General features: G+C 34.9%; 22 protein-coding genes. 12 read left to right on the top strand and 10 right to left on the bottom strand.

The genetic code is table 11. The annotated features are described in order from the left end of the window. Positions 1–30 precede the first annotated feature (30 nt). The 5 genes from ACTF54_RS08675 to ACTF54_RS08655 all read left to right on the top strand — a co-directional run bounded on the left by ACTF54_RS08675 (position 31) and on the right by ACTF54_RS08655 (position 4,511). Positions 31–678 carry an alpha/beta fold hydrolase gene (locus tag ACTF54_RS08675; protein WP_438969164.1) on the top strand — a complete coding sequence of 216 codons (648 nt, stop codon included), beginning with the start codon at positions 31–33 and terminating at the stop codon, positions 676–678. 75 nt (positions 679–753) lie between these two features. Next, on the top strand, positions 754–1,704 hold the full coding sequence (locus tag ACTF54_RS08670) for a lytic transglycosylase domain-containing protein (RefSeq protein ID WP_347195362.1): 951 nt from the start codon (positions 754–756) through the stop codon (positions 1,702–1,704). 3 nt (positions 1,705–1,707) lie between these two features. Beyond that, positions 1,708–3,186 (top strand): cardiolipin synthase, encoded by a 1,479-nt coding sequence (gene cls / locus ACTF54_RS08665; protein WP_347195363.1) that lies wholly within the window; start codon positions 1,708–1,710, stop codon positions 3,184–3,186. 20 nt (positions 3,187–3,206) lie between these two features. Then, positions 3,207–3,596: a TSUP family transporter gene (locus ACTF54_RS08660; RefSeq protein ID WP_438969200.1), complete on the top strand. Its 390-nt coding sequence runs from the start codon at positions 3,207–3,209 to the stop codon at positions 3,594–3,596. A gap of 69 nt (positions 3,597–3,665) precedes the next feature. Further along, complete coding sequence (locus ACTF54_RS08655; protein ID WP_347195364.1) at positions 3,666–4,511, top strand: DUF2911 domain-containing protein; 846 nt, start codon at positions 3,666–3,668, stop codon at positions 4,509–4,511. 585 nt (positions 4,512–5,096) lie between these two features. Here the strand turns inward: ACTF54_RS08655 and ACTF54_RS08650 are convergent. The 6 genes from ACTF54_RS08650 to ACTF54_RS08625 all read right to left on the bottom strand — a co-directional run bounded on the left by ACTF54_RS08650 (position 5,097) and on the right by ACTF54_RS08625 (position 12,041). After that, positions 5,097–6,830 carry a sodium:solute symporter gene (locus tag ACTF54_RS08650; protein WP_347195365.1) on the bottom strand — a complete coding sequence of 578 codons (1,734 nt, stop codon included), beginning with the start codon at positions 6,828–6,830 and terminating at the stop codon, positions 5,097–5,099. Positions 6,831–6,910: 80 nt separating this feature from the next. Further along, positions 6,911–9,457 carry a PIG-L family deacetylase gene (locus ACTF54_RS08645; RefSeq protein ID WP_438969163.1) on the bottom strand — a complete coding sequence of 849 codons (2,547 nt, stop codon included), beginning with the start codon at positions 9,455–9,457 and terminating at the stop codon, positions 6,911–6,913. Positions 9,458–9,563: 106 nt separating this feature from the next. Continuing rightward, positions 9,564–9,905 (bottom strand): lipocalin family protein, encoded by a 342-nt coding sequence (locus ACTF54_RS08640; protein WP_438969199.1) that lies wholly within the window; start codon positions 9,903–9,905, stop codon positions 9,564–9,566. Between the two features lie 179 nt (positions 9,906–10,084). Then, complete coding sequence (locus ACTF54_RS08635; RefSeq protein ID WP_438969162.1) at positions 10,085–10,261, bottom strand: hypothetical protein; 177 nt, start codon at positions 10,259–10,261, stop codon at positions 10,085–10,087. A 129-nt stretch (positions 10,262–10,390) separates the two neighbouring features. Next, positions 10,391–10,861 (bottom strand): DUF1206 domain-containing protein, encoded by a 471-nt coding sequence (locus tag ACTF54_RS08630; protein ID WP_347202276.1) that lies wholly within the window; start codon positions 10,859–10,861, stop codon positions 10,391–10,393. Positions 10,862–10,934: 73 nt separating this feature from the next. Further along, positions 10,935–12,041, bottom strand: coding sequence for a serine hydrolase domain-containing protein (locus ACTF54_RS08625; RefSeq protein ID WP_347197354.1), 1,107 nt, complete (start codon positions 12,039–12,041; stop codon positions 10,935–10,937). 126 nt (positions 12,042–12,167) lie between these two features. Between ACTF54_RS08625 and ACTF54_RS08620 the strand changes: the two genes are divergently transcribed. Both ACTF54_RS08620 and ACTF54_RS08615 read left to right on the top strand, forming a co-directional pair. Next, positions 12,168–15,650, top strand: coding sequence for a methylmalonyl-CoA mutase family protein (locus ACTF54_RS08620; protein WP_438969161.1), 3,483 nt, complete (start codon positions 12,168–12,170; stop codon positions 15,648–15,650). Between the two features lie 203 nt (positions 15,651–15,853). Beyond that, positions 15,854–16,924: a flavin-containing monooxygenase gene (locus tag ACTF54_RS08615; protein WP_438969160.1), complete on the top strand. Its 1,071-nt coding sequence runs from the start codon at positions 15,854–15,856 to the stop codon at positions 16,922–16,924. 289 nt (positions 16,925–17,213) lie between these two features. On the opposite strand, the gene ACTF54_RS08610 is transcribed toward ACTF54_RS08615, so the two are convergent. Beyond that, the gene (locus tag ACTF54_RS08610) at positions 17,214–19,427 is read right to left on the bottom strand and encodes a TonB-dependent receptor plug domain-containing protein (RefSeq protein ID WP_438969159.1); all 2,214 of its coding nucleotides are present in this window, start codon (positions 19,425–19,427) and stop codon (positions 17,214–17,216) included. Between the two features lie 179 nt (positions 19,428–19,606). Between ACTF54_RS08610 and ACTF54_RS08605 the strand changes: the two genes are divergently transcribed. From ACTF54_RS08605 to ACTF54_RS08585, 5 genes are all read left to right on the top strand, one after another. Next, positions 19,607–20,077, top strand: a complete 471-nt coding sequence (locus ACTF54_RS08605; RefSeq protein WP_347197358.1) for a PepSY-like domain-containing protein — start codon at positions 19,607–19,609, stop codon at positions 20,075–20,077. Between the two features lie 136 nt (positions 20,078–20,213). Beyond that, positions 20,214–21,176, top strand: a complete 963-nt coding sequence (locus ACTF54_RS08600; protein ID WP_347197359.1) for a DUF3078 domain-containing protein — start codon at positions 20,214–20,216, stop codon at positions 21,174–21,176. A gap of 169 nt (positions 21,177–21,345) precedes the next feature. Beyond that, on the top strand, positions 21,346–21,573 hold the full coding sequence (locus ACTF54_RS08595) for a hypothetical protein (RefSeq protein WP_438969158.1): 228 nt from the start codon (positions 21,346–21,348) through the stop codon (positions 21,571–21,573). A gap of 127 nt (positions 21,574–21,700) precedes the next feature. Then, the gene (locus ACTF54_RS08590) at positions 21,701–22,204 is read left to right on the top strand and encodes an endonuclease/exonuclease/phosphatase family protein (RefSeq protein WP_347197361.1); all 504 of its coding nucleotides are present in this window, start codon (positions 21,701–21,703) and stop codon (positions 22,202–22,204) included. Positions 22,205–22,221: 17 nt separating this feature from the next. Further along, positions 22,222–22,461, top strand: a complete 240-nt coding sequence (locus ACTF54_RS08585) for a hypothetical protein (protein WP_347197362.1) — start codon at positions 22,222–22,224, stop codon at positions 22,459–22,461. Positions 22,462–22,561: 100 nt separating this feature from the next. On the opposite strand, the gene crcB is transcribed toward ACTF54_RS08585, so the two are convergent. The 3 genes from crcB to ACTF54_RS08570 form a co-directional block, all read right to left on the bottom strand. Then, positions 22,562–22,936 (bottom strand): fluoride efflux transporter CrcB, encoded by a 375-nt coding sequence (gene crcB, locus ACTF54_RS08580; RefSeq protein WP_438969157.1) that lies wholly within the window; start codon positions 22,934–22,936, stop codon positions 22,562–22,564. After that, positions 22,937–23,959 carry an SRPBCC family protein gene (locus ACTF54_RS08575; RefSeq protein WP_438969156.1) on the bottom strand — a complete coding sequence of 341 codons (1,023 nt, stop codon included), beginning with the start codon at positions 23,957–23,959 and terminating at the stop codon, positions 22,937–22,939. 496 nt (positions 23,960–24,455) lie between these two features. Beyond that, the gene (locus tag ACTF54_RS08570; RefSeq protein ID WP_347197365.1) at positions 24,456–25,793 is read right to left on the bottom strand and encodes a M28 family metallopeptidase; all 1,338 of its coding nucleotides are present in this window, start codon (positions 25,791–25,793) and stop codon (positions 24,456–24,458) included. Positions 25,794–25,874 lie beyond the last annotated feature (81 nt).

Raw genomic sequence — 25,874 nt, 5'->3', positions numbered from 1 at the left:
AAAGCATTGATGTAACCTATTGCCTTTTTTATGAAACATATTTATCTCATGCCAGGAATGGCTGCCTCTTCTTTAATTTTTGAAAATATTAAATTACCTGAAAAGGATTATACCATGCATTATCTAGAATGGATCATTCCAGAACCTAAGGAAAGTCTCACTTCTTACGTAAGTAGATTATTAGTTAAGGTGGTGCATAAAAAGCCAGTACTTTTAGGTGTATCCTTTGGCGGCGTTATTGTTCAAGAAATGGCCAAACAGATAGAGGTAGAAAAGCTTATTCTAGTTTCTACAGTAAAATCAAATAAAGAGTTTCCTAGAAGAATGCGCTTTTCTAAAACAACAGGTTTACATAAAATATTACCTACAAGCCTAGTTCAAAGTTTTGATGTTTTAAGTAAATACAGTTTTGGTATCGCGCCTAAAAAGATAGAAATGTATAAAAAATACCTTTCTGTAAATAGCTCTATATATTTAGATTGGGCTCTTGATACCATAATGAATTGGGATCAAGAAGAATCTATACGAGATTGTATACATATTCACGGTGATGAAGATCCGGTCTTTCCCATTAAATACATTGATCAATGTATTACAGTTCCAGGTGGAACACATGTTATGATTGTAAACAGATTCCGCTGGTTTAATGAACATCTACCAGCTCTTATTAGTTCATAAATCACTAGAATACCTTTTGTTAAAAATAAGATTGTTATCACATCTTTTTTATCTTTGAAAAAATTACTTAAATAGATGAAAAAGATACTTTTAGGTGTTGCTATTGCTATAGTTTTTATATTCACCATAAGTGCCATACAACAAGGTGGTGGAACAGCTACAACAAATACGAATCCAGCTATAAATACAGCAGTTGATGGTAAAGTTGAAAAACGTGTACAGGATTATAATGTGTACAGTGTCAATTTGCCTAAAAAACTTGATTTTGCTGGAGAAACAGTACCATTAAATCAACCTGATATAAGAGAGCGAGTAGATCGAGAGTTTTTAGTAAACACCTACTGGCAGTCTAATGGTATTTTATTAATTAAAAGAGCACAAAAATATTTCCCTATCATTGAACCTATTTTAAAGGAAAATGGCGTTCCAGATGATTTTAAATATTTAGCCGTTATTGAAAGCGGACTACAAAATGTTACTTCTCCTGCAGGAGCAAGAGGTTTCTGGCAAATAATGCCTAGAACAGGTAGAGAGTTAGGACTAGAAGTAAATGATAATGTAGATGAGCGTTATCATCTAGAAATGGCAACAAAAGCCGCATGTGAATATTTAAAAGAAAGTAAAGAGAAATTTGGTACTTGGACGTTAGCAGGTGCAGCATATAATGCCGGTAATGGTGGGATCAATAAACAATTAGAAGCTCAGGACGTGGAGAGTTATTACGACCTATTGTTAGGTGAAGAAACTGGTCGCTACGTATTCCGTATTTTGGCAATTAAGGAAATTCTTAAAAACCCAAAGAATTTTGGTTTTAATGTAGACCCTAGCCATGGTTATGATCTAGTTCCTACTAAAAAGGTTTTAGTGGATTATGAGATAGATGATCTTTCCGCTTTCGCGAAAGCAAACAACATCAATTATAAAATACTCAAAATTCACAATCCTTGGTTAAGAGAACCAAAGCTGAACAACGGATCTAAAAAAGAATACTTCATATCAATTCCTGAGCCCGGTTATTACAACTAAAAAATGATAGACTGGATTCTAAATAATAAATGGACATGCTTACTTATAATTAATTATATCATAGCCTTAAGTGCTGCCTTTTTCTTAATTAGAAGTAATCAGAATCCAAGAAAAACATTGTCATCGCTTCTATTTTTAGTAGCGTTTCCCTTTGTAGGATTGGGTATTTATTACTTTTTTGGTCTAGAATACCGTAAATCAAAGATTTTTAAAAGAAAAGACCTAACAGCACATGATCTTGTTAAGCAATGGAATAACCGTTTGCATCTTTCAGATGAGAAGCTTATTGAGTATGAAAACGATTTTCTTGAAGATCGCATAAAACTAGTAAAACTTTTAAATCATAATCAAGCTGCTGTACTTACTCTTAAAAATGATTTAAAAGTTTTAATCAATGGTCAGGCTACCTTTAATAGCATTTTCAAAGATCTAGATCAAGCAAAAGATCATATACATTTAGAATACTTCATTATTACAGACGATCGTATTGGAAATGCGTTCATCGATAAATTAATTGCTGCAAGGAAACGAGACGTAGAGGTTAAACTAATATACGATTCTGTAGGCAGTAGTCTTTCTAGAAATGCAAAACAAAAAATGGAGCAGGCTGGAATAGAGTTTCATGCCTTCATGCCAGTTATATTCTCCAACGTTACACGTAAAGCTAATTACAGAAACCACCGTAAGATATGTATCATAGACGGCCATATAGGTTATCTAGGTGGTGTAAACATAAGTGATGATTATGTCAACGATCCAGAGAATCGATCAAAAACATACTGGAGAGACACACACTTGAGAATAGAAGGTCATGCAGTTAAAAGTATGCAGGTGCAATGGCTTCTTAATTGGTATTTTGTTTGTGATCACATTAAAGAAGAAACGGACCTTATTATTCCAGACTCCTACTTTCCTGAAATTGATGAAAGCAAGAATAAGCCGGTACAAATTGCAGCAAGTGGACCAGATACAGATTGGGCTAATATTATGGAAGCTATTTTTATGGCTATCACAACGGCAGAAAAAAGTATAAAAATTACTACTCCTTATTTTATACCTAATGAGGCAATATTGACCGCTTTAAAAAGTGCTGCACGGTCAGACGTAAAGGTTGAAATAATGGTCCCTAAAGATGGAGATAGTTGGGCTGCGCGATATGCTAGTCGTTCTTATTTTAGAGAGATATTAGAAAGTGGTGCAAAGATTTACTGGTACCATCGCGGTATGTTACATGCAAAGACAATGGTTGTTGATGAAGAATTTGCTACCATAGGGACTTCAAATATGGATTACAGAAGTTTTGATATTAACTTTGAGATCAACGCATTGATTTTTGATGATCATATATCCGAAGAACTTAATGAACAATTTGAAGAAGATTTAAGTCATTGTGAAAAAATAATTCTTGAAAAGTGGCTTAAAAGAAGCAAATGGAATAAAATTAAAGAGTCTTTTTGTAGATTGTGGGCTCCTTTACTATAACCACCATGAAACCCAAAAAAATGACTTTATCAACCATACTTCTCTTAGTAATATTAGGACTGTTAGCTGGCGCTTTAAGTGGTAGTGTAGGAGTAGGCGGTGGCGTTATAATGGTGCCTCTTGCGATCTGGTTTTTAGGATACTCACAACATCAAGCACAAGGATTAAGTCTTGCTGTTCTTGCTGTTCCAGTAACCTTACTTGCTGCCTATACGTATCACAAAAATGGACATGCATTAGACTGGCGTTACGTACCTTTTATTGCTATAGCTTTTGTAATAGGAAGTTATTTTGGTTCTAAAATAGCTATTAATATCAACCAGCAAATGCTTAAAAAGGTTTTTGGAATCATCTTAATAATTGTTGCTATAAAAATGATCTTTTTCTCTAGCGCAAAAGGAGTTAGTTAAGAAAACCCTAACATTAATTAAGATGCAAATCAACGACATTTGTGTACACTAAAAACAAAAGATTTTAAAATGAAAAAATTACTATTTATTTTCAGCTTATTGTTAGTTGCTACTGCGGTTAATGCTCAAATCGACGCACCACAACCTAGCCCAAAGGCAAAAGCAATGCAAACTGTAGGTTTAACAGAGGTAACTCTTGAGTATTCGCGTCCAGCAAAGAGAGAGCGTGAGATTTTTGGAAATCTAGTTCCTTTTGGTAAGTTATGGCGAACTGGTGCTAATCAAAATTCTATGATTACTTTTTCTGATGATGTAAAATTTGCTGGTACAGATGTAAAAGCAGGTACTTATGCGGTTTATACAAAACCAGGTAAGAAAGAATGGACAGTTATGTTATATAGCGATACTAATAACTGGGGTAATCCTGGAACATGGGATGAAGATAAAGTAGCCGCAACTGCAACAGTAGAAACTTCTAAACTTAAAAATGCAGTTGAAAGCTGGACAATGGCAATTAACGAATTAACTATGGAAGGTGCGCATCTTCAAATGATGTGGGATGATACTATGGTTGCAGTACCATTTACAGTTCCTACCGCTGCAAAAACGCAAGCTAGTATTGATAAAGTAATGGCTGGGCCTGCTGCAAATGATTTTTATAGCGCTGCCACTTTTTATTTAGATGCAAACAAAGATTTACAACAAGCTTATGAATGGATTTCTAAAGCTGTTGAAGCACGTCCAGAAGCATACTGGATGCATAGAAAGAAGTCCTTAATTGAAGCAAAAATGGGTAACAAATCTGCTGCTATTGCTACTGCAAAAACTTCTTTATCTCTTGCTCAAAAGGCCAATAATATGGATTATGTAAAATTAAATACGGATAGCCTCAAAGAATGGGGCGTGAAGATGTAAATATTTATTGATCATATCTCTTTCGCGAAAGCGGAACCAATTAAAACCGTTTAGAAATTTTCTAAACGGTTTTTTTAGTAATCAAATTTCTGTTACATGAGATCAATCAAACATTCTCTCTTTAAGCTTTATTTAAGTATATAAAAAAGTAGATTTTCAATATATGCAAATGCCAATTCTACTTAAAGTAGGATTCTCGACAAGGAACAATAAGCTTTTGGAACTTGATTTTAAGGAGATACAAATCCTGAAGAATTAATAGAAACAGATTATAGAGTTTGTTGAATTTTCTACTTAGTGAAGAAGTACGCACAGTCTCTTATCTTTATACCTATTCAAAAGTAACTTTTGAATATTCAGAGATTACTCATTTTAATTTAACCTAATCTACAGATTTTCATGAATTATCTAAAGAAAAGTTCTACGAAATCAAGAGCAAAGCAATAGAGGTACTCTCTATTTCAATGTATTAAGATCTAAAATTTCTTTAGAACGTAAATGAAGGTATTTCATAAAATAGTTACAAAATCAACCCAATTTTATTTTGTGCGATTTTGTAATTTATATCATAAAATAAGTAATCGTTTAACTATTTTGAAACTCAAATTTAGACATATCTTTATGAGTAATCGTACTTATAATAAATGCAATTCCTATAGTTAAACAAGCACCTAGTGGATTAAGCCATAAGAAAGGAAGTATTTCTATCCCTTCAACAAACTCATGAAGGATAGCACAGGCGGCCACAATTACTTGAGAGATACAGGCAGCTATAAAAATCGCATTACCTTTAATCTTTTTAAAGTAAAAAGCTACTAAGAAGATTCCTAAAATGGTACCATAAAATATGGAACCTAAGAAATTAACCAGTTGGATAAGGTTGTCAAATAAAGAAACAAAACTGGCAAAAAATATGGCAATAATACCCCATATTAGAGTAAACCACTTACTCATATTTACATAGTGATCATCATCTTTATCTTCAGTTTTACTAAATCTTTTATAGATATCAACCGCAGTAGTAGAACTTAAAGCATTTAATTCTGAAGCGGTTGAACTCATTGCAGCACTTAAAATTACTGCGAGCAATAATCCTATTAATCCTTTCGGTAAGTGATTAAGAATAAAATGAATAAAAACAAAATCTTTATCGTTAGTCTCAATACCGCTGTCTGCTTTTTCAATAAGGGATCGTGCATTTGCTCTATTTTCATCTTCTTGTTTTCTTAAATAATCTAAAGCAAGTTCATAATTAATGATATCCTCAGATGCAGATGTGCTTATTGCGGTAGCATATTTTTTCTGAACGCGTTGTTTTTCCTCAAGGATTTCTTCATGCCTGGACTCTAGCCTGCTATACTGTCCGGCATAAGCACTTTCCTTTACTGCCTTTTCTGCTGCAGGATTAAAATTAAGTGGTGTAGAATTAAATTGATAGAAGACAAAAACCAGCACACCTACCATAAGAATAAAGAACTGCATAGGTACTTTAAGTAATCCATTAAAAAGCAACCCTATACGCATTTGGGAAACAGATTTCCCTGATAGGTAACGTTGTACCTGCGATTGATCTGTTCCAAAATAACTGAGCATTAAAAATGTTGCTCCAAAAATGGCGCTCCACACATTATAACGATCGTCTAGTGAAAAGTCAAAATCTAGAATTTGCATTTTATCTGCACTGCCAGCCATAGTAAGTGCATTATCAAAGGTCACATTATCTGGTAACTGAGTTACTATTAAAATAAACGCAGTAACCATTCCAGCCATGATAACAATCATTTGCTGCTTTTGGGTAACGTTAACAGCTTTAGTACCACCAGATACTGTATAAATAATGACTAGAATACCTATAATAATATTTAAGTACTTTAATTCCCAATCCAGCACTGCACTAAGAATAATAGCAGGTGCATAAATAGTTATTCCTGCAGCCAGTCCACGTTGTATTAAAAATAGGATAGAAGCAAGGGATCTAGTTTTAAGGTCAAATCTTTTTTCTAAGAATTCATAAGCCGTATACACTTTAAGCTTGTGATAAATAGGTATAAATGTCACACATATAATAATGATCGCTATAGGAAGGCCAAAGTAGAATTGAACAAATTCTAATCCATCAGTGTATGCTTGCCCTGGTGTACTCAAAAATGTGATCGCACTAGCTTGTGTAGCCATGACAGATAGTCCTACCGTCCACCACCGCGCATCGCCACCTTTAATATATTCTTCACTTGTCTGTCTTCCACGAGTTTTATAAACACCATAGAGTACGATAAAAGCTAGCGTGCTTACTAATATGAACCAATCAACTATTTCCATAAACAGAGCTTATAAAGTAAAATAATATCGCAAAAACTATATTTGCAATAATTACAAGTGCGTACACACGATTCCATTTTTTAGAGTTTTTTTTGCCCATCTGTTTGCTCAATTGGTTGGTTTTTAACTCCTATACTAATCATGTTTGCCAGTAATCTATACGCTCCAGAAACTCCAGCAGGTAATTCTCTAAAAAGACTCAAACCTGTATAAATGATATGTCCTTTCCCATAGTCTGCAACAATAAGACTTCCCTTAGTCATTTCTTCATCTTTATCGTTCATTCCTAAAATAGGAGTGAAGGCAGGATCCCATTTTTCTGGAAAGTAAAGTCCGCGTTCTTGCACCCAACCTTCAAAATCTTTTGAAGTAATCGCATTTGGGACTGATAATATTTTATGATCTGGCTGCAGTATTTTTACATCTGCGTTTTCGTCGGTTACTCGCTTTCGCGAAAGCGTAATAGGCAAAGGACCTAAAACATCACTATCAATTCTTCTACTCGTATTGTATTGCATGAGTAGGGTTCCTCCATTTTTTACATATACATCTAGTCTAGGTTGCAATGCCTCCATGTTCTGTGCAGCAACGTTGAAAGCTCTTATTCCTACAACTACAGCATCATATTTAGAAAGATCATTAGGAACTTCATCAGGTTCAAATTTAAAAACTTTACTACCCATCGCTTCTATGGCTTGTGCTACATCATCTCCAGCGCCATTTATATAGGCGACTGTTCTTGCTCTATTTTGAAGTCCTGGTTTTACTACTTGAGATTCATTATTTCGCACTAATTGTTGATCTGGTATGTGATCATAATCAATTTTAATAACTTCTTTAGAATAGGATTTTGAACCTACTTTAACAAGTCCAGATATAAGTCCGCGTGACGCATCTTTAGGTGGTTGGACAATAAAAGTATATATCTTCTCTTCTCCTTTTTCAAGATTAGAAAAAGTATATTCCGTAGGTGTTAATTTCCAGCCATCAGGATGACATAGTTCTAAACTACCTTTTTCAATCTTCTTGTTTGCTTTAATGGTAACTTGAATAGGTTGTGCTGCATTACCAGAAAATACATATACTGGGTTTTCAATGCTAACAGCAATTTCTGGTATAATATGAAAAGGCTCATTAACTTCACCTCTAACAGGATCGGTTCTCTTATGAATGATAGGAATGTCTTTGTATAGTCTTATGCCTTGCAATTCAATGAAAGCTCTTACGATAAATTCAGGTTCTGATTCTGGTTGACCTGTGAGTGTTTTATTCTTAACTTGATACATGCCTAGAGTTCCTTTTTCCTTAAGATAATAAGGAGTAGAGGCGTCATATATTTCTGGAAATTGTAATGTCGCTTGTACGTTTTTACTTTCATTTTTTAATAACAAGAAGGATTCATTTTCCACTTGAATCAATTGATTGGGAAGTAAATTAATTTTAAACTCTTCGTTGGAACGATTTGTAACTTCAATTTTAACATCAAGTTTTTCTCCTGCCGTTGCAGAAGGTATATTAACACTAGCTTCCACATAGAAACCAGTCAAGTCTAATAAAATTTGATCCAGTTCTTCTAACTTGATTCCTTTCCAGTGATCTTCTTTTAATTTCTCAATACTGGAACGTAACTGGATCAAAGCTGGAATGCTAGCAGTAGGTTGTTTAAAGTTATAATTAGAGATAATAGAGTTGAGTTGGGTCTGAATGCGACTGCCACCTTTAACACGAGTCCAGGTAGTATTTATTCCAGAAAACAGATCAGATTTATCTGTAGGAAAAGAACCTTTCAAAAATTCTAAATATTCAGTTTGTGATCCACGTGAACCAGTACTACCAAATCCTTGAGATTTATGCTTACTTCTACTTAAAGCAGCAATTTCACTGTTAGATAATCCTTTATATGGATAATAGGTACCTGCCTCAATTTCTAATAGATTGGTCTTATCTGCATTATCAAAAGCCTCTTGACTGCCATAAAACCACCAGCTGGTATTAAAAAATACACGTTGTGCTTGCCATGTATCTAGATCTTTCAGTTGATTTGCATAAACGGTTTTATCTGTGGCATATTCAAAAACTTTCATACTTAACATGGCACTAGTGGTATGATGCCCATGAGTGGTTCCAGGAGTGCGATGGTTAAATCTATTGATAATTACATCTGGCTTAAATTCTCTAATTATTTGAACCATATCTTCCATCACCTCTTGCTGGTTCCATATTTCTAAAGTTTCATCGGGATGCTTTGAGTAACCAAAATCATTTGCACGCGTAAAAAACTGTTGCCCGCCGTCAATATTTCTAGCTTCTAATAGTTCTTGCGTTCTTATCATTCCTAATTGCTCTCTCAACTGTGGACCGATAAGGTTTTGTCCACCATCACCACGTGTTAAAGAAAGATAAGCAGTGCGAGCCATTTTATCGTTTGCTAACCACGATATCAAACGAGTATTTTCATCATCTGGATGTGCAGCAACATAAAGTGCTGTTCCTAGAAAACCTAGTTTCTCAATTTTGTGAAAGATTTCGGCAGTATTAGGTTGCTTGTGCGCTAGTCTATTCTCCTGAGCAACAGTCGTTGATAAGAATAATAATACAATCGTAGAGGTAAAAATAAAGTTCTTCATATAGGCTGTGAAGATAGAATTTTCAAATCTTAAATTTTTGTGAAGTTTTGCTTACAAAAAACATATACATTGAGCTTCTTAGATTGTAGAAAACGTTTTATGAAAGCTAGATTCTTATTAATGTAATACTAGTGATGAGACCATCTTCTGTGTTTTCAAGCACAAACCTGTCGCCTGAAAACCTTTTAACTTTACCAGAATTCCAATTTTGTTCGTAATCTGACCAAAACTCTAAATTATTCTCTTGTAACCTAAAAGTTAAAGTCTCTGATTCAGGTTCTTTACAGTCTTGATCAAAATAAATGGTTGTTGTTACCTTATCATCTTCAAACTCCATTGTGTTCATTTTCATGCAAGAACTGGCTGGTCCTTCACCGTCTATTTCTTCTGCATCAAGTCCTTTAAACTCAATTTTTACAAAATGCCATTTACCTTGTAACTCAAGGATGGATTGTGCATCAGTGAAATAAGAAAAGAAACATTAGTATTAAAAAAGTTAGCCACTTCATATTGATTCATTTATTTAGTTGAAAGTAAATTAATCTTTTTTACAATAAACATTGACTTTAAACATTGCGCTTTCGCCAAAGCGAGAATAAGAAAAACTTAAATACTTTTAAGCTGATTCTACTTAATAGGGATATTACGATGCATACCGCTTAAAATCAAAAAAAGTCCGTAACAGGCCAATCCAGCGGCTACAGTTCCCATGATAACCGCACCATATTGAGCATTGATAAACTGAAAAGCAGCATCAGCTCCTTTAGGAAGATTTTTGAGTCCGTAATAAATAGATCTATACATGATTTAAGAAAAAACGGCAAATACAATACCACGACTAAAACGTACTACACGACCTAAGAGCATCAAATATTTGTATTGAGTTTTAGTTAGATCTTCTTGATGTATCATTTGATTCATCATTTGCGAGAACTAAATCCACCATTCATTTATTGCGCTAATAGCTAGTCCAGTAGCTATAATAAAAACAATGACTTCACCCCAAATTGATTGTAACAATAGGATTTTACATCCAGAATTACCTTCATCATCTGGCATTCCAAAAAGTAGCTTTAAACAAGTAAAAAGAAGTAAACAATATCCTAAACCGTTAATGAAATAAGCTGCTCTACGGAATAAAGGTTTTTGATTAGAGCCATCATAATCTTGTTTGTTAAAGGTTAGGTAAAATCTAGAGAAAATATAGCCTGCTAGTCCTATACTCATTAAGAACATCAAAATTCTACCATAAGATAATCTAGAGATCCATAACAATACATCATCACCGCTTTTTAACGCATAATTAAGTTGAAAAGCGGTGATCATAGCCATGATTCCGATTAATGCAAAAACAACTCCTTTAGTGGCAATTCCTATTCTACTATATTTTCTGTAATTTTTCAATACGTTCTCTCTACCTCAGAGATAGTAAGTAGTTCTACTGTTGTAGAAAAATCAGAACAACTATAACAAAATTTTAGTTCCCTATCATTTCTGTTATTTTCTGCCACATTTCATCATGAAATAAAACAGGTACAGGTTCTTGTGCAGAGCTACCGCCCATGCGTATCACTACCATGTTTAAACTAGGCACTACATCTATAAACTGACCATCTTTACCTAGAGCACTTATCATATCTGAAGGACCTGCTGGTGTTACTGCAGATGGAATGGTGGCTGTAGAGCCTGGAAATCTTAAGGAGTTTTTTCCATTCAACCACCAGAGGTAACCATAGGATTCATTAATAGGTTGTGAGGTGTTGATCATGGCGGTAAAATAGTTACTGTCTCCTAAAACAGCAGTTCCATCCCATGTCCCTTGATTTAAGGTAAGTAACCCAAAACGTGCTGCGCTTCTTGCATTGCTAAAGAACAAATTACTGGATTGAGCGGTATTAACCCAAAGTCCCGACATGCCTATTTTATCTTTTATTGCAGTAGTTGTAAACTCATTATTAGTAACTCCTGTTGCTGCTTCTAGAATATCATGCGTGATCAAGTAGGTTCCGTTATGGTAATACCATTCATTTCCTGCATCTACAAGATAATTAAAACAAGATGGGGCATAACAATCTTCATTAGTTACATTAAAATCTATTCCTGTAGTAAAGGTCAAATGATTTTTTATGGTAATTAAATCCTCTTTGTCCTGTGGCATGCTGGTCCATCCAGTTCCTAAATATTCCGATGTTTTATCATTTATATTTAAAAAGCCTTCTTCTTGTGCTATTCCTATTAAAGTCGCAGTAAGTGATTTTGCAGCACTAGCCCAGTACCAGTTGCTATTCATATCAAAGGGTTGTCCTAGTAAATCATTATTCCAGTATTCCTCAACCACGACCTTACCATCTACTAAGACTATAAAAGCTCTCGTTTCATTAGTTTCTAGAAAGGTATGGAGTTCATTGAGTTTTTGAGTGTTCCACCCTAAAGTAGATGGAGTAGTGGTTTCCCAGTTTGTTCCTGTGATAGGTGGGAAATAGGTGAATTCATTTAGGTCTTCTATATTATCAGAATTGTCTGGCGATGTGCAAGAGGAAAGGAGAATAATCCATACAGTTATGGGGAAATACAAATACTTCATCGGGCTTGCTTTTAAGATTACAATGATAATGATTTGACTATAAATAAATGTAAAAGTTTATAGAGGTCTGCTAGAACTACGTTATCGTTTTCGTAATTTTGCAAACTATAAAATGAGAATATCATAATGCAAGATCAGACTCCATACGTTCCAGTTAACAAAGTAAGAATAGTAACGGCTGCCAGCCTTTTTGATGGGCATGATGCTGCTATTAACATCATGCGCCGTATCATACAGGCTACTGGTTGTGAGGTGATTCACTTAGGTCACGATCGTAGTGTAGAAGAAGTGGTAAATACTGCTATTCAAGAAGATGCAAACGGTATCGCCATGACCTCTTATCAAGGTGGACACAACGAGTATTTTAAATACATGCGTGATTTGCTAGTGGAGAAAGGTGCTGGACATATCAAGATCTTTGGTGGTGGTGGTGGAGTAATTCTTCCTTCAGAGATCAAAGAACTTATGGATTACGGGATTACACGTATTTACAGTCCAGATGATGGACGCTCTATGGGACTTCAAGGAATGATCAATGACCTTGTGAAGACCTGTGATGTTCCTGTTCCCGCTTTCGCGAAAGCGGAATTAAACGGAGAATTGCTCAAAAATGACGTTCCTACCATAGCAAGATTGATCTCGCTAGCTGAGAATAGACATGAAGATTTTGTAAAACACTTTGCAGAAGCTGATAAAACAGAAAAGCAAGCACCTGTCCTAGGAATTACGGGAACTGGTGGTGCAGGAAAATCATCATTGGTTGATGAATTAATCCGCAGATTTTTAATTGACTTTCCAGAGAAAAACATAGGTATCATATCAGTAGATCCATCTAAACGTAAAACTGGTGGTGCTTTATTAGGAGATAGAATACGCATGAATGCGATTAACAACGATCGTGTGTATATGCGATCGCTTGCGACCAGACAGTCCAATCTAGCACTTTCTAAGCATGTGCAAGAAGCCGTAGATGTGTTGAAAGCTGCTAACTATGATTTAATCATTTTAGAAACCAGCGGAATAGGGCAGAGCGATACTGAAATTTTAGAACACAGTGATGTTTCTTTATACGTCATGACACCAGAATTTGGTGCGGCAACGCAGTTAGAAAAAATCGATATGCTGGACTTTGCAGATGTGGTGGCGATCAACAAATTTGACAAACGTGGTTCTCTCGATGCATTGCGTGATGTAAAGAAACAATACCAGCGCAATCACAACCTTTGGGAAGTAGATCCTGAAACCTTACCAGTTCATGGAACCATTGCAAGTCAGTTTAATGATCCAGGAATGAATGCTTTGTACGAGGCGTTAATGGCTGAGGTGACTAAGAAAACAGGTGTTGATTTAAGCTCTAAAAATGAACTTAATAAAGCGCAAAGTGAGAAAATATTTGTCATTCCGCCAGCGAGAACTCGATACTTAAGCGAGATAGCAGAAAGTAATCGTGCTTATGATAATACCGCAACCGTACAGTCTGAAGTTGCTCAAAAGTTGTATGGTGTTTATAAAACTATTCAGACTGTTTTAAGTTCAGAGTTCGGAGTTAAGAGTGCAGAATTGATGGATGAAAAGGGTCTGAATGAAGAGTTACTATTAACTCATAACTCTGAACTCATAACTTTATTACTCGCCCAATTCAATAAATCCCTAAAAGATCTCGATCCATACAATTGGGAAATCATTACCACATGGGATGATAAAGTAAATAAATACAAACAACCTATTTACGAATTCCAAGTACGCGATAAAGTCATCAAAATTGAAACGCATACAGAATCACTTTCTCATAAAATGATTCCTAAAGTGGCGCTACCTAAGTACAGCGCATGGGGCGATATATTGAAATGGTGTTTGAAAGAAAATGTGCCAGGAGAATTTCCATATACTGCAGGACTGTATCCGTTTAAGCGTACTGGAGAAGATCCTACCAGAATGTTTGCCGGTGAAGGTGGACCAGAACGTACCAATAAGCGATTCCATTATGTGAGTTTGGGAATGCCTGCAAAGCGTTTATCAACGGCGTTTGATTCTGTTACGTTATACGGTAATGATCCAGGATTGCGACCAGATATTTATGGTAAAATCGGTAATGCAGGTGTAAGTATTTGCTGTTTAGATGATGCTAAAAAACTCTATTCAGGATTTGATTTATCACATCCTATGACTTCGGTATCGATGACTATTAACGGTCCGGCGCCTATGTTGTTAGGATTCTTTATGAATGCCGCAATCGATCAAAACTGTGAGCGATTCATAACAGAAAACGATCTGGGCGATAAAGTAGAGGCAAAGCTCAAAGAAGTTTATGATGATAATAATGTAGAACGTCCTTCTTATTTAAACGCTCAAGGCGAAAAAGTATATTCTAAAAATGGTGCGGTAGATACCAGCAAATTGCCTGAAGGAAATGACGGTCTAGGTTTAATGCTTCTCGGCCTTACAGGAGATCAAATTCTTGATCCAGCAGATTATGCACGTATCAAGATGGAAACTCTTGCACAAGTGCGTGGAACCGTTCAGGCCGATATTCTAAAAGAAGATCAGGCACAAAACACTTGTATTTTCTCCACAGAATTTGCCCTACGTTTAATGGGTGATGTTCAGCAATATTTCATAGAAGAAAAAGTGCGCAACTTTTACAGTGTATCCATATCTGGATATCACATTGCAGAGGCTGGAGCAAATCCTATCACGCAACTCGCCTTTACACTGGCAAACGGATTTACTTATGTAGAATACTACCTAAGTCGTGGTATGGACATCAATAAATTTGGTCCTAACTTAAGTTTCTTCTTCTCAAACGGTATTGATCCAGAATATTCTGTAATTGGTCGTGTGGCAAGAAAGATTTGGGCTAAAGCGATGAAGAACAAATACGGCGCCAATTCTCGTGCACAAATGTTGAAATACCACATTCAGACTAGTGGTCGCTCACTACATGCACAAGAAATAGACTTTAACGATATACGTACGACATTGCAAGCGCTGTATGCGATTAATGATAACTGTAACTCGTTACATACTAATGCTTATGACGAGGCGATCACCACACCTACAGAAGAATCTGTAAGACGTGCGATGGCCATCCAGTTGATTATCAATAAAGAATTAGGTCTTGCCAAAAATGAGAACCCTATCCAAGGAGCATTCATCATTGAAGAACTTACAGATCTTGTAGAAGCAGCAGTTTTAGAAGAATTTGACCGCATTACAGAACGTGGTGGTGTTCTAGGAGCGATGGAAACCATGTACCAGCGCAGTAAGATTCAAGAAGAATCCATGCACTATGAGATGCTGAAGCATACAGGTGAATTTCCAATTATAGGAGTAAATACCTTCCTTAGTTCAAAAGGTAGCCCAACCGTTTTACCAGCTGAGGTGATCCGTGCAACAGAAGAAGAGAAACAAGCTCAAATAGCTATTAAGGATAATTTACATGCCGCTTTCGCGAAAGCGCAACAAGAACAATTATCTGCAATCCAAAAAGCGGCTGTTGCTCAAGAAAATATTTTTGAGCATCTAATGGAAGCTACCAAGATTTGTACACTAGGACAGATTACAGAGGCGTTGTTTGAAGTAGGAGGACAGTATAGAAGAAATATGTAAGCAGACTCTCGGCTTTGCTTGTAAAGCCATTGAGGTCGCTTATCCCGATGAGCAAAGCGATATCGGGATCTGTTTATCCGAAATTTAATTCAAAATCTGTTATAATTTTTGATCATAAAAATTTGATTGTAAAAGGAAGTTTTAAATAACGAATAAAGTAAATCGAAATTCAGTAACGTTTTACTGAGGAAGTTAAAAAGTTTATGAGTAGTAATGTATACGATTATGTAATTATAGGTGCAGCGCAGGCTGGACTGTCAACGGCGTATCATTTACAGAAAAGGAATAAGAACTTTTTAATCGTTGATGGAGGAAATGAAATCGGTGAATCCTGGCTTAATCGCTGGGATTCTCTAAAATTATTTACTACTACAGAATATAATCATCTACCAGGTTTTGAGTTTAATGCACCCAAAGGTCATTATCCTAGCAAAGTTGAGGTAGCACAGTATTTTAAGAATTATGTAAATCATTTTTCATTTCCAGTTCAATTAAATACCCTAATTACTTCAGTATCAAAAAAAGATGGTGTTTTTCATTTGGACCACGATAAAGGATCTTTTTATGCAGTGCAAGTTATTATTGCTACAGGACCTTTTCATACACCTTATACACCACCATGCCATCGCAATATTTCAGAATCTGTGGTGCAGTTGCATAGTAATTATTACAAAGGATTATCCCAGTTACAAGATGGAGATGCACTGGTAGTAGGTGCTGGCGATTCTGGATATCAAATTCTCGACGAAATATCTAAATGTGGAAAGAGAAAAGTATATTTCTCTGGAGACACAACCGTAAAATCCATACCACAACAATTCCTAGGTAAAACCATCTGGTGGTGGTTTACTAAAAGTGGATTCTTAAGTTTTAATAAGTACAGTTGGATGGGGAAAAGGATCATTTCTTCTAGACAGCCGGTTATAGGAACTGATGTTAGAGGTATTCTAGCTAGAGCAAATGTTGAAGCGGTAGGAAGAACTAAAAATGCGGTAGGAGACGAGATTATCTTTGAATCTAAGAAAATAGATACTATCAAAAATATCATTTGGGCGACAGGCTACCGACCTAATTTTTCTTGGATTGAAGACTTAGAACTGGACGAAGATCATTATCCTAAAAATTACCGCGGTGTCAGTAATATAGAAGGTTTATATTTTATAGGATTGCCATGGATGTATACTAGAGGATCGGCCACTTTAGGCGGTGTTTCTAAGGATGCTGCGTATTTAATAGAAAGATTATTAGAGGTTGAGAATGAGGTTTTAGTTTAATGAAACAGGTATTATTTTACAACTGATTACAATCTTTGTAAAGGAAATTTTTCTGTTATTAGTATTCGAAAGGTTATTTTAAAATAAATATATCATTCTATTATTGGGAGTTTATTTCGTAACTGTTCAAAGAGGTTTAGGTCAAAGGGTAGAGAAAGTGATTGTTGAGTAAGCACAAACACGATTTTTATATTAGCAAAGCCTTTTCTTATGAAGAGGCTTTCGTTTTTGTTCTCGCTTTCGTGAAAGCGAAATCACCTCACCACATACCACCTCAAAACTTCTCCATTTAAAACTGATATCTCAAGCTGATATTAGGTGTGAAAGGTAAGCCGAAGTTGATATTCTCTACAACGCTTCCGTCCTGACTAGAAACGCTATAAAACCTTTCGATTTTGTTGCGATAATTAGTGATATTGCGCAGTCCTAACTGGAGCGATAAGTCATTTTCTCCTAACTGGAATTGATACTTTACAGTAGCGTCTAGTCTAAAATAGTCAGGAAGTCTAGACTGATTTGTGCCGTCAAAATTTACCAGCGTAAATGATCCATCCTGACGTGTAGGATCGCTAGTGATTGGTCTGGTAAACGGCAGTCCTGTTCTATACTGAGCGCCTACACTTAATTCTAGATTAGTATGTGGAACATAGGTAATACTGGTCTGTATGGAATGCCTAGAATCTGTAGTCGCAGGGAAATCAGGTGGCGTAAATGCTTGAAAATTAAAATCGTTCACACTATAGGTATAACTCATCCATGCATTTACTTTTTGTAAACGTTGCTGGGCAAATAGTTCTACTCCAGTACTGCGATAATCACCTAGTGAAAGGTCTGTGTCTAAATTGCTGAATAATCCACGACTTTGCGCAGTGATATCATTTACTTGCTTGTGGAACGCTTCTAGTTTTAAGGTCGTATTTTTTTTATGATAGTTTAGTTCGCTAGATGCTTGTAAGCTTGTGATAATAGGAACGCCTTGTTCATCTGCGACGCGCCAGCGCCTGTTTTCTACTCCTAGAAAGTCATTGTCGTAATCTATGATTTGAGCGATGCTTTGGCTTTTAAATTCACCTCTCGCGCTTAATGTTACAGATGGTGATAGTTTAACGTGCGTGTTGATTCTAGGTTCTATGATCCATCTATTAAAGTCCTGATAGTAATTAGATCTAATACCAGTTATGACTTCCCATGCATTAGGTTTGTGAATGGATAACTGAGCCCATGTGGCATGATTTAAAAGTACTTGTTTTATACGACTAGAGAATGCAGGGTTATCTACTACCGTACTGTTTAATGTTCCTAGCTCGTAAAAATGATAACCGGTATTTAAGGTTATATTTTTTCCTTGTTCGTTAGTTGCATTATTGAATTGATAACTCGCATTGAATTTAACGCCATTTTCTATCACTTCATTTAATTGTTCAAGACGCTGGTTACTACTAATTCTACTATCAGACGCATTTACATTAAACTGACTTAAATAGGCCATAGCGTTTATAGTCAACTTACTAGAGAGTTTGCCCGTATAACTAGCGCTTAAACCTGTGTTGGTTTGATTAAGGTTGCTTTGAAATATTTGCGATGGACTGGTTCCTAATAATTGTTCATCATATATTAAATCATTGGAGATATGAATTCCATTAAATCGTAATTGATGGTTTTTATTAACGTCGTAGAGTAATTTTAAGTTGGCATCATAAAATGAAAAATTAACAGCACTGTTGATATTATTACTTTCATTACTTTCTCCTGTGATCTGACTATTCTGGAAGCTACGTTGTGCAAATAGCTCAAAAGTAGGTGTCCTGACTCCATCTGTAATAGAACGACGCAAGGCGATATGTGTTTCTAATTTTTTTGAAATAGGTAGTGTTAATCGAGTATCTGCACTTAACAAATCCAGACCTATAGTTCCCTCAAATTTTCCTAAAATCTCATCATTTGTATTCATTAATATCGTACTAGAAACACTATCTCCTAATGAAGCATCGGTTCCATTTTTAATGACGGTAATGTCATTTAAAGCATACGGATTAAAAGCGCTTATAAGGCCAAAAAAATGTCCTGTATGATACATTTTTATACCATCCCAAATAATCAGGTTTTCATCATTACCGCCACCTCGTACATTAATATTAGAGATCGTCTCATCTGTACTTTCAATTGCTGGTAAAGACTGGATGCTTTCCAGTGCATCTGGACTGGATAATCCTGCTAATGATCCGTATTGTGATACATTGATCTTAATATCACCACGATCTGTATGATAGATACCACTGGTTAAAATAGGTTGTAATACGACTGGCGCTAGCAAATTGATATCAGACTCTAGATCCAACTGAATACAGTCAGATTCACTGCCTGTAACGGTATATTTAATTATTTTATAACCAGCGATGTATAATTGCAGTTCCTTCTGATTTACCGAGTTAAAGTAGGCGTAACCTTCCTCATTAATCATTACAGCCTTACTGTTTATAAGGTTTGTGACTGGTTGATCCATTAAGGTTATACCTAACTCAACATCATAAAATGTAAAGCACAGATTTTTTTTTGACCTATTAATAGCGTAATAACGATCTGATATTTTAGTGATTTTAATGGGTAGTTGGGATTCCAATTGCTGGATACTCGTTTGAATTTTTAAATAATGATGTTTTCATCGTAAATACACCATCTGGAATGATGATCAATGGAAACTGGGAAGTGGATCGTGATGATGACGATCATGATGAGGCTGATGATGATGGAGACGATGATTTCTATGATGATATTGAATTAGATATAGACATTAACGGTTTGAATCCTATTGATTTACTAGATGATGATCATGAAATTTTTAACATTACTGATAATGAAATCATACTATCTGATGATGATAGCGATGATAATGATATCCGTATTGAAGTAACTGATTTACCACAAGCGGCTCAAGATTACCTGACTCAAAATCATAATGGTGTGCAAGTATGCTATGTGGAAGAAGAAGAGGATAATGACGAAATTTATGACTACGAAGTAGAATTAGTGGATGGTACTGAGTTATATTTTGACGCAAACGGGAATCTGGTAGATCAAGACCTAGATGATGATACAGGATGTGATGATGATGGAAACAACATCGATAGAATTGTGTTCACTAGAGTAATCTAAAATACATCAAAATTAAATAAAGCTCCATTTATCACATGGAGCTTTATTTAATTTTATAAATTAGATACTAATTAAAAATTTCATTGCTTGTCGCGCTTTTTTATATTTGCAAGATACGATCCAAAATGATGTTAAATTGCAATTATCAAAAGCTATAGTATTTTTCGTTTTAACAGTAAATCTCAGTCTCGCTCAAGACAGCATACCAAAGCCACCAGAATCTAAATGGGCAACATGGGGAAGAGTGAGCTTTCTTTTTAATCAAAGTGCTTTTAATGCAGACTGGCAAGGTGGCGGAGTTACAAATATTTCTGGGGACATAGGTGTTAGTTATGATATACAATACAAACGCAAACGACTGTCATGGGATACAAAACTAATTACAGAATTTGGCTTATCACAAGTTAAAGAGCAGCGTTACCTGCGTAAAACAACGGATCGAATTGATATCAATAGTATTCTAGGAAATCAAATTAATCAAAGTAACTGGAATTACAGTACGATTTTTAATTTTAGATCTCAATTGATATCAGGTTATCGGTTTTTTAATCGAGAAGAAACTAATCCAGATGGTTCTATAACCACCATACAAGACCGTGAAGAAACATCAGGTGGTTTTTCACCATCTTATTTTCAATTAGGTTTAGGTGTTTTATGGAAAAAATCAAAAAATTTTAATCTCAACTTAGCACCAGTTACAACTAGACTTATTACGGTTTCTTCTAATTTTACAAATGTAGATGTCAACGATCCAGAAGCCTTAGAGAACTATGAACCATTCTTTGGTGTGGAGGCAAATAAAACTTCTCGATGGGAAGTAGGTGCCGCATTACGTGGCTATTCTAAATTTGAAATTGCAAAGAATATTCATATGGAGAATGTCATAAGCCTTTATAGTGATTATTTAGATGAACCAGAAAACATAGATATTGATTACTCGCTTAATTTCTTTTTAAAAGTGAATAAATATATCAGCGGTAATTTTGCCTTTCAAGGTATCTATGATGATAATACGACAAAAGGATTTCAAATACGCCAAGTAATCGGTCTAGGTTTTAAATATGATTTAGGAGAGAAGCCTCAACCTAAAAAGGCATAAAGTATAGGGCACTTTATGTTCTACTCTTTTGTAAAAGTACATTGTAAATTTATTACTGGATGTTTAAGTAGTTAAGTTTCGCTTTCGCGAAAGCGATATCGCAACAATTTAACTATATTATCTTCTAACAAATTGAAAGACATTTATTTATCTTTCAAATATTCACAAAATGATCAGAAAAACATTTCAAGTTTTAGGTCTTATCGCTGCTTTATTGAGCCTAACTCCATTGATAGTAGCAGACTACTGGTGGATCAAAGTATCTGACTTTCCACATTTACAATTGTCTGGATTTACATTACTAGCGATTATTTTATACTTTTTTACGTTTAATCCTAAATGGGTCAACGACTATGCATACATTACTATTTTAATGGGTTGCTTTTCAATTTTCTAAATTTATTGATTATACACCATTTGTAGCTACAGAAGTTTTAGACAGCACAGCTGAAGTAAATGAAACTAATATTCTAAAAATATATACCGAAAATGTTTTACAGGAAAATGACAAAAGTGGTAAGTTAATGATAGAAATCAGAGATAAACGTCCTGATTTAATTGTTTTTACAGAAGTAAATGAAAGATGGAGTGATGATATAAACAAAAAAATAGGTAGTGAATACCCATTTAAAATAGAGCAACCTCAAGATAATACGTATGGTATGTTGGTTTATTCAAAATTAGAGTTAAGTGAAGGCAAGGTGCTTTTTAAAGTTGATCCTAAAATCCCTTCTATTGAAGCTAAAGTAAAAATGAATAATGGTCACAAATTTCAATTGTATGCTCTTGACCTAACGCCACCTATGCCACAGCATAATCCTCTAATTACAGATCGCGAGAAGGAATTAATTTTAACGGCAATTGCCAGTAATAAATCAAAAATTCCAGTGATTGTATTGGGTGATTTTAATGGTGTAGCCTGCACAGATAGCACACAACTTACAAAGACAATAGATGGACTTCTTGATTTACGTTTAGGAAGAGGATTTTACAACACCTATCACGCGCAATATCCTATCTTTAAATAGCCACTGGATCTTATGTTTTGATATCTTTTGAATTTAGATTAAAAGATGCTGTTACAGGTGTAGATTTTGAAATTCATCACTTCCCATCTTGGGCTGTTCTAGCTTACGAACCTGATCTAGCTGCAGAGCAAACGCCTATAAAACCAACCAGAGAAGACTGGCAAAAAGTTAAAGATCAATTGAAAAAATCTGGTATGGAAAGTTTAATCGATATACCTAGTATGATGAATGATGCTAGTGACACTATCACAGATTAAGCCTTTTGAAAGTATTATTATATTTAAAGTAGATTAATTTTTGTGCTGTTGTAAATAAAAATTCATTAAGGCCACTTTACAATAAGTTTATTGCTTCAGGTTAGAGTGATAAGTTTTTATCGATTATGGAATAACTCAAACCTGCAGCAATTATTCCTAGTACAACACTTAAAAACAAATATGTAATAGCAGATGTATAAGAGGCATTTTTAATTAAAAGTAAAAGTTCTGCACTAAACGTAGAAAATGTTGTGAGGCCACCGCAAAATCCAACTCCTAATAGTATATACCAATGTTGTGCCATTTGTTCTTTATGAAAAGCTGCTAGAAAACCACCTAAAAGTAAACAGCCTATAATATTTACAGATAGTGTAGGTATCCACTTCATTTCATTATAATTGATTAAAGTAGATATATAATACCTTAAGCTACTGCCTATTCCACCACCTAAAAAAACGAATATAAGTGTCTTCATTTATTGAATGGATATGTAGATTTCAGTAAGATACTCTGCTGGGTTTACAACAAGCTTAGGATCTATTTTGTAGATTTCATAAGGTGCTGCATCAGATTTTAATAAACCATTTTGATCAATAAATTCTTCTCCTTTTCTCCACGCTTCTGGTAGATTTTTGTAAGCACCTTTTAATGTCACTTTTACGGCTTTAGAAGGTTCTTGATAACTGCATAAAACCTTACTATCTGTTTCTGTTATCTCTCTATTTTGAACTGGAATTGCTGCAGAAAATATAACATCTTTACTCAATGGATCGTTCTTTTCATAAATAATTCTAGGCATCCCATATAGGTCTATTTGATTGCGTTGCATATAAGACATAATATTTTGCAACATTTGCGCCATAAGATCTGGAAGATTCTCTTTATTAGAACTGGTTGACATGTATAGAAAATAGCCGCCACCTGTTTCAATAATTCCATCAATATTAGTGGTGTAAATGTCCATATTTTTTGTGATTACAGCTTCTATATTTTTAAGTCCTTTTTCATAATCTGGAGTGATTTCTGTTTCTATATAAAAGCCAAAGATCTCGCTTATTACTTTATCTAGTAATCCTTGTTCTCCTTTAATGTTCCATGTTAATTGTGTTCCGTTTTCTATGGGTTCTAAATTCATAACAACCTCGCTGTTTGATGATGTCATGCCGTTTTCATAGATCATATTAAATGTAATGGACTTATCCGGTTCTATACTGGTGATAGTCATTGTACCTGTTCCGTTAGGACTTGTAAAAGAATAATTAGCATCTATACCTTGAGTTTGTTTCCCCATAATTGCCGATACCTCTTTATCCTTAAGTAATGGATACCAATTGCTCCATTGTTTAAAATCTTTGATTTGATCAAATATCAATGAAGGAGGCGCGTCTATGCTTTCTGATTTCGTGATATCATATTTCCCATCTTTAATTGAAAAATATACAGCACCACCTATGAATAAAATAAGTATTAGTATAAATATATATTTGACAGCTTTCATAAATGTACGCTTAGAGATTCAAAGATACAATTATAGATGATTAAGATTGTTGCTATTTTCTTAAGAGAAAGACAGTTGATGAAGTTTCCCTTTCGCAAAAGCGAAATTGAAATAAGGTTTAAATAAAAACTGCCGGAAGAAATCCGACAGTTTTAGCGAAAGTTACAATGAAATGAACTTTCTTCCCCTTAAAATTATATATAGTTTTGGTTGGTTAGTACTAAACTATACGGTAAAAGTAAATGAACGCCTCTAATTTTAAAATACCCCATATTGGGTATTTTTTGTTAAAGTTCAGTTTCTTTCTCTATTAGAGTATTCAAATGAAAATTATAAGGATGCAATTTTATATGTATTAATCTTATAGCTGGATCATATGGCAGCGACTGAAAAGGTGTTTTAAAATTCTAAATAGCTGTTGAATATATATTCAAAAAAATAAGCCTGTTTTAAAAAAAAAAAAAACAGGCTTGAGTGATTTAAACAATTCTATGGTTTATCTAAAGACACCACTCGGGAAACTAACCATACTTTCTATACCATCAGCACCTATTGCTGCAACTCCAAAAAATGAATTGTCTATAACAATTTCTTTCAATGTATATTCAGTCACATTACCTACATATCTGGAATGGTCCCAAGTAGGACTTGTTGTATCACGCCAGTAGATTTTATAGCCTACAGCGTCTTTGACTTCATCCCATTTTAATTTTGCATCTGCTTCAACAATTCCACCTATTTTAACACTTTTAGGTCGAGTAGGAGCCCATGCTAATTGTGCAAGATTAATGGCGTTGACAGCTGTCAGTTTTCTAGCGTAAGGGAAGTTTACATGTTCGACAACATCACCATAAGCAATTCCATCTTCTTTTCTGATATCTTGATGTTGCTGGGTATAATTTTCATGAGCTTCCATTATGCGTATTCCAGGAAAACCTAAATCTGCAAAAGGTCGGTGATGTCCACCACGACCAAAACGATCTAGTCTATATACCATCATAGGCTTCATCTCTGGCATATAAGTAATAACAGAATTATGAATATAACGTGCCAGTTGTCTAGATATACCATCTACTTCACCACCATAAAAACGTCTTCCAGCTTTTTGTCTATCTGTGTCTGTGGGATCTGTAGGTTCTGAGAAAATTCTAAACTCTCGATTATCAATCACTCCATCCACACCTTTAATATTACCAATCATGTCATTATTTAAAAAACCGATAACATTCCATTCTTTTTTCTTTGCATATTCTGCTAGTCCTTTACCACCAAAAAGTCCTTGTTCCTCGCCACTTAATCCTACATAAACAATGCTATTTTTAAATTTGCGTTTTGAAAGAACTCTTGCTGCCTCGATCGTTCCTGCCATTCCACTAGCGTTATCATTTGCACCAGGTGCATCAGTCGTAAAATCCATGGTGTCACTAGCACGTGAATCTATGTCACCACTCATCATCACCATGTTGTTTGGGTTTTCTGTGCCTCGCTGTATGGCTACAACATTAACCACCCAGGCATCTTTAGGTATACGGCTTCCCATATCTTTAGTGACATAATCTTTTTGATAAAAAACCTCAAGACATCCACCACATTCTGCAGATATTTTATCAAACTCTGCTTTGATCCATCTTCTAGCGGCACCTATTCCTCTTGTGTTTGAAATCGTATCAGAAAACGTATTTCTCGTACCAAAACCAGCCAGTTTACGTACATCTTTTTCAATTCGATCTGCGCTTACATCATCAATGATTTTATATAAATCAATTTGATTAGAGCTAGGTATTTGAGCTAGACATGCAGTGCAGGCAAGTAATGTAAATAGTAAAAATCTCATGTATTTATTTTTGGTTAAAGATAATGAGTGATTCGCTTTCGCGAAAGCGAGATGAATAAAAGCTTTTTTTATCTATTCTTT

The sequence above is a fragment of the Nonlabens sp. genome (assembly GCF_965657255.1).
In the GTDB taxonomy this organism is placed as follows: Bacteria; Bacteroidota; Bacteroidia; order Flavobacteriales; family Flavobacteriaceae; genus Nonlabens.
This window is presented reverse-complemented; position numbering and strand designations above follow the sequence as displayed.

Coding starts and splice junctions, on each gene's coding strand:
- ACTF54_RS08670 (WP_347195362.1), top strand. CDS start 754: ATGAAAAAGATACTTTTAGGTGTTGCTATTGCTATAGTTTTTATATTC.
- ACTF54_RS08575 (WP_438969156.1), bottom strand. CDS start 23,959: ATGAAAGCTGTCAAATATATATTTATACTAATACTTATTTTATTCATA.
- ACTF54_RS08645 (WP_438969163.1), bottom strand. CDS start 9,457: ATGAAGAACTTTATTTTTACCTCTACGATTGTATTATTATTCTTATCA.
- cls (WP_347195363.1), top strand. CDS start 1,708: ATGATAGACTGGATTCTAAATAATAAATGGACATGCTTACTTATAATT.
- ACTF54_RS08610 (WP_438969159.1), bottom strand. CDS start 19,427: ATGGATCAACCAGTCACAAACCTTATAAACAGTAAGGCTGTAATGATT.
- ACTF54_RS08635 (WP_438969162.1), bottom strand. CDS start 10,261: ATGTATAGATCTATTTATTACGGACTCAAAAATCTTCCTAAAGGAGCT.
- ACTF54_RS08595 (WP_438969158.1), top strand. CDS start 21,346: ATGATCAGAAAAACATTTCAAGTTTTAGGTCTTATCGCTGCTTTATTG.
- ACTF54_RS08625 (WP_347197354.1), bottom strand. CDS start 12,041: ATGAAGTATTTGTATTTCCCCATAACTGTATGGATTATTCTCCTTTCC.
- ACTF54_RS08655 (WP_347195364.1), top strand. CDS start 3,666: ATGAAAAAATTACTATTTATTTTCAGCTTATTGTTAGTTGCTACTGCG.
- ACTF54_RS08590 (WP_347197361.1), top strand. CDS start 21,701: ATGATAGAAATCAGAGATAAACGTCCTGATTTAATTGTTTTTACAGAA.
- ACTF54_RS08605 (WP_347197358.1), top strand. CDS start 19,607: ATGATGATCAATGGAAACTGGGAAGTGGATCGTGATGATGACGATCAT.
- ACTF54_RS08570 (WP_347197365.1), bottom strand. CDS start 25,793: ATGAGATTTTTACTATTTACATTACTTGCCTGCACTGCATGTCTAGCT.
- ACTF54_RS08650 (WP_347195365.1), bottom strand. CDS start 6,830: ATGGAAATAGTTGATTGGTTCATATTAGTAAGCACGCTAGCTTTTATC.
- ACTF54_RS08675 (WP_438969164.1), top strand. CDS start 31: ATGAAACATATTTATCTCATGCCAGGAATGGCTGCCTCTTCTTTAATT.
- crcB (WP_438969157.1), bottom strand. CDS start 22,936: ATGAAGACACTTATATTCGTTTTTTTAGGTGGTGGAATAGGCAGTAGC.
- ACTF54_RS08620 (WP_438969161.1), top strand. CDS start 12,168: ATGCAAGATCAGACTCCATACGTTCCAGTTAACAAAGTAAGAATAGTA.
- ACTF54_RS08615 (WP_438969160.1), top strand. CDS start 15,854: ATGAGTAGTAATGTATACGATTATGTAATTATAGGTGCAGCGCAGGCT.
- ACTF54_RS08660 (WP_438969200.1), top strand. CDS start 3,207: ATGACTTTATCAACCATACTTCTCTTAGTAATATTAGGACTGTTAGCT.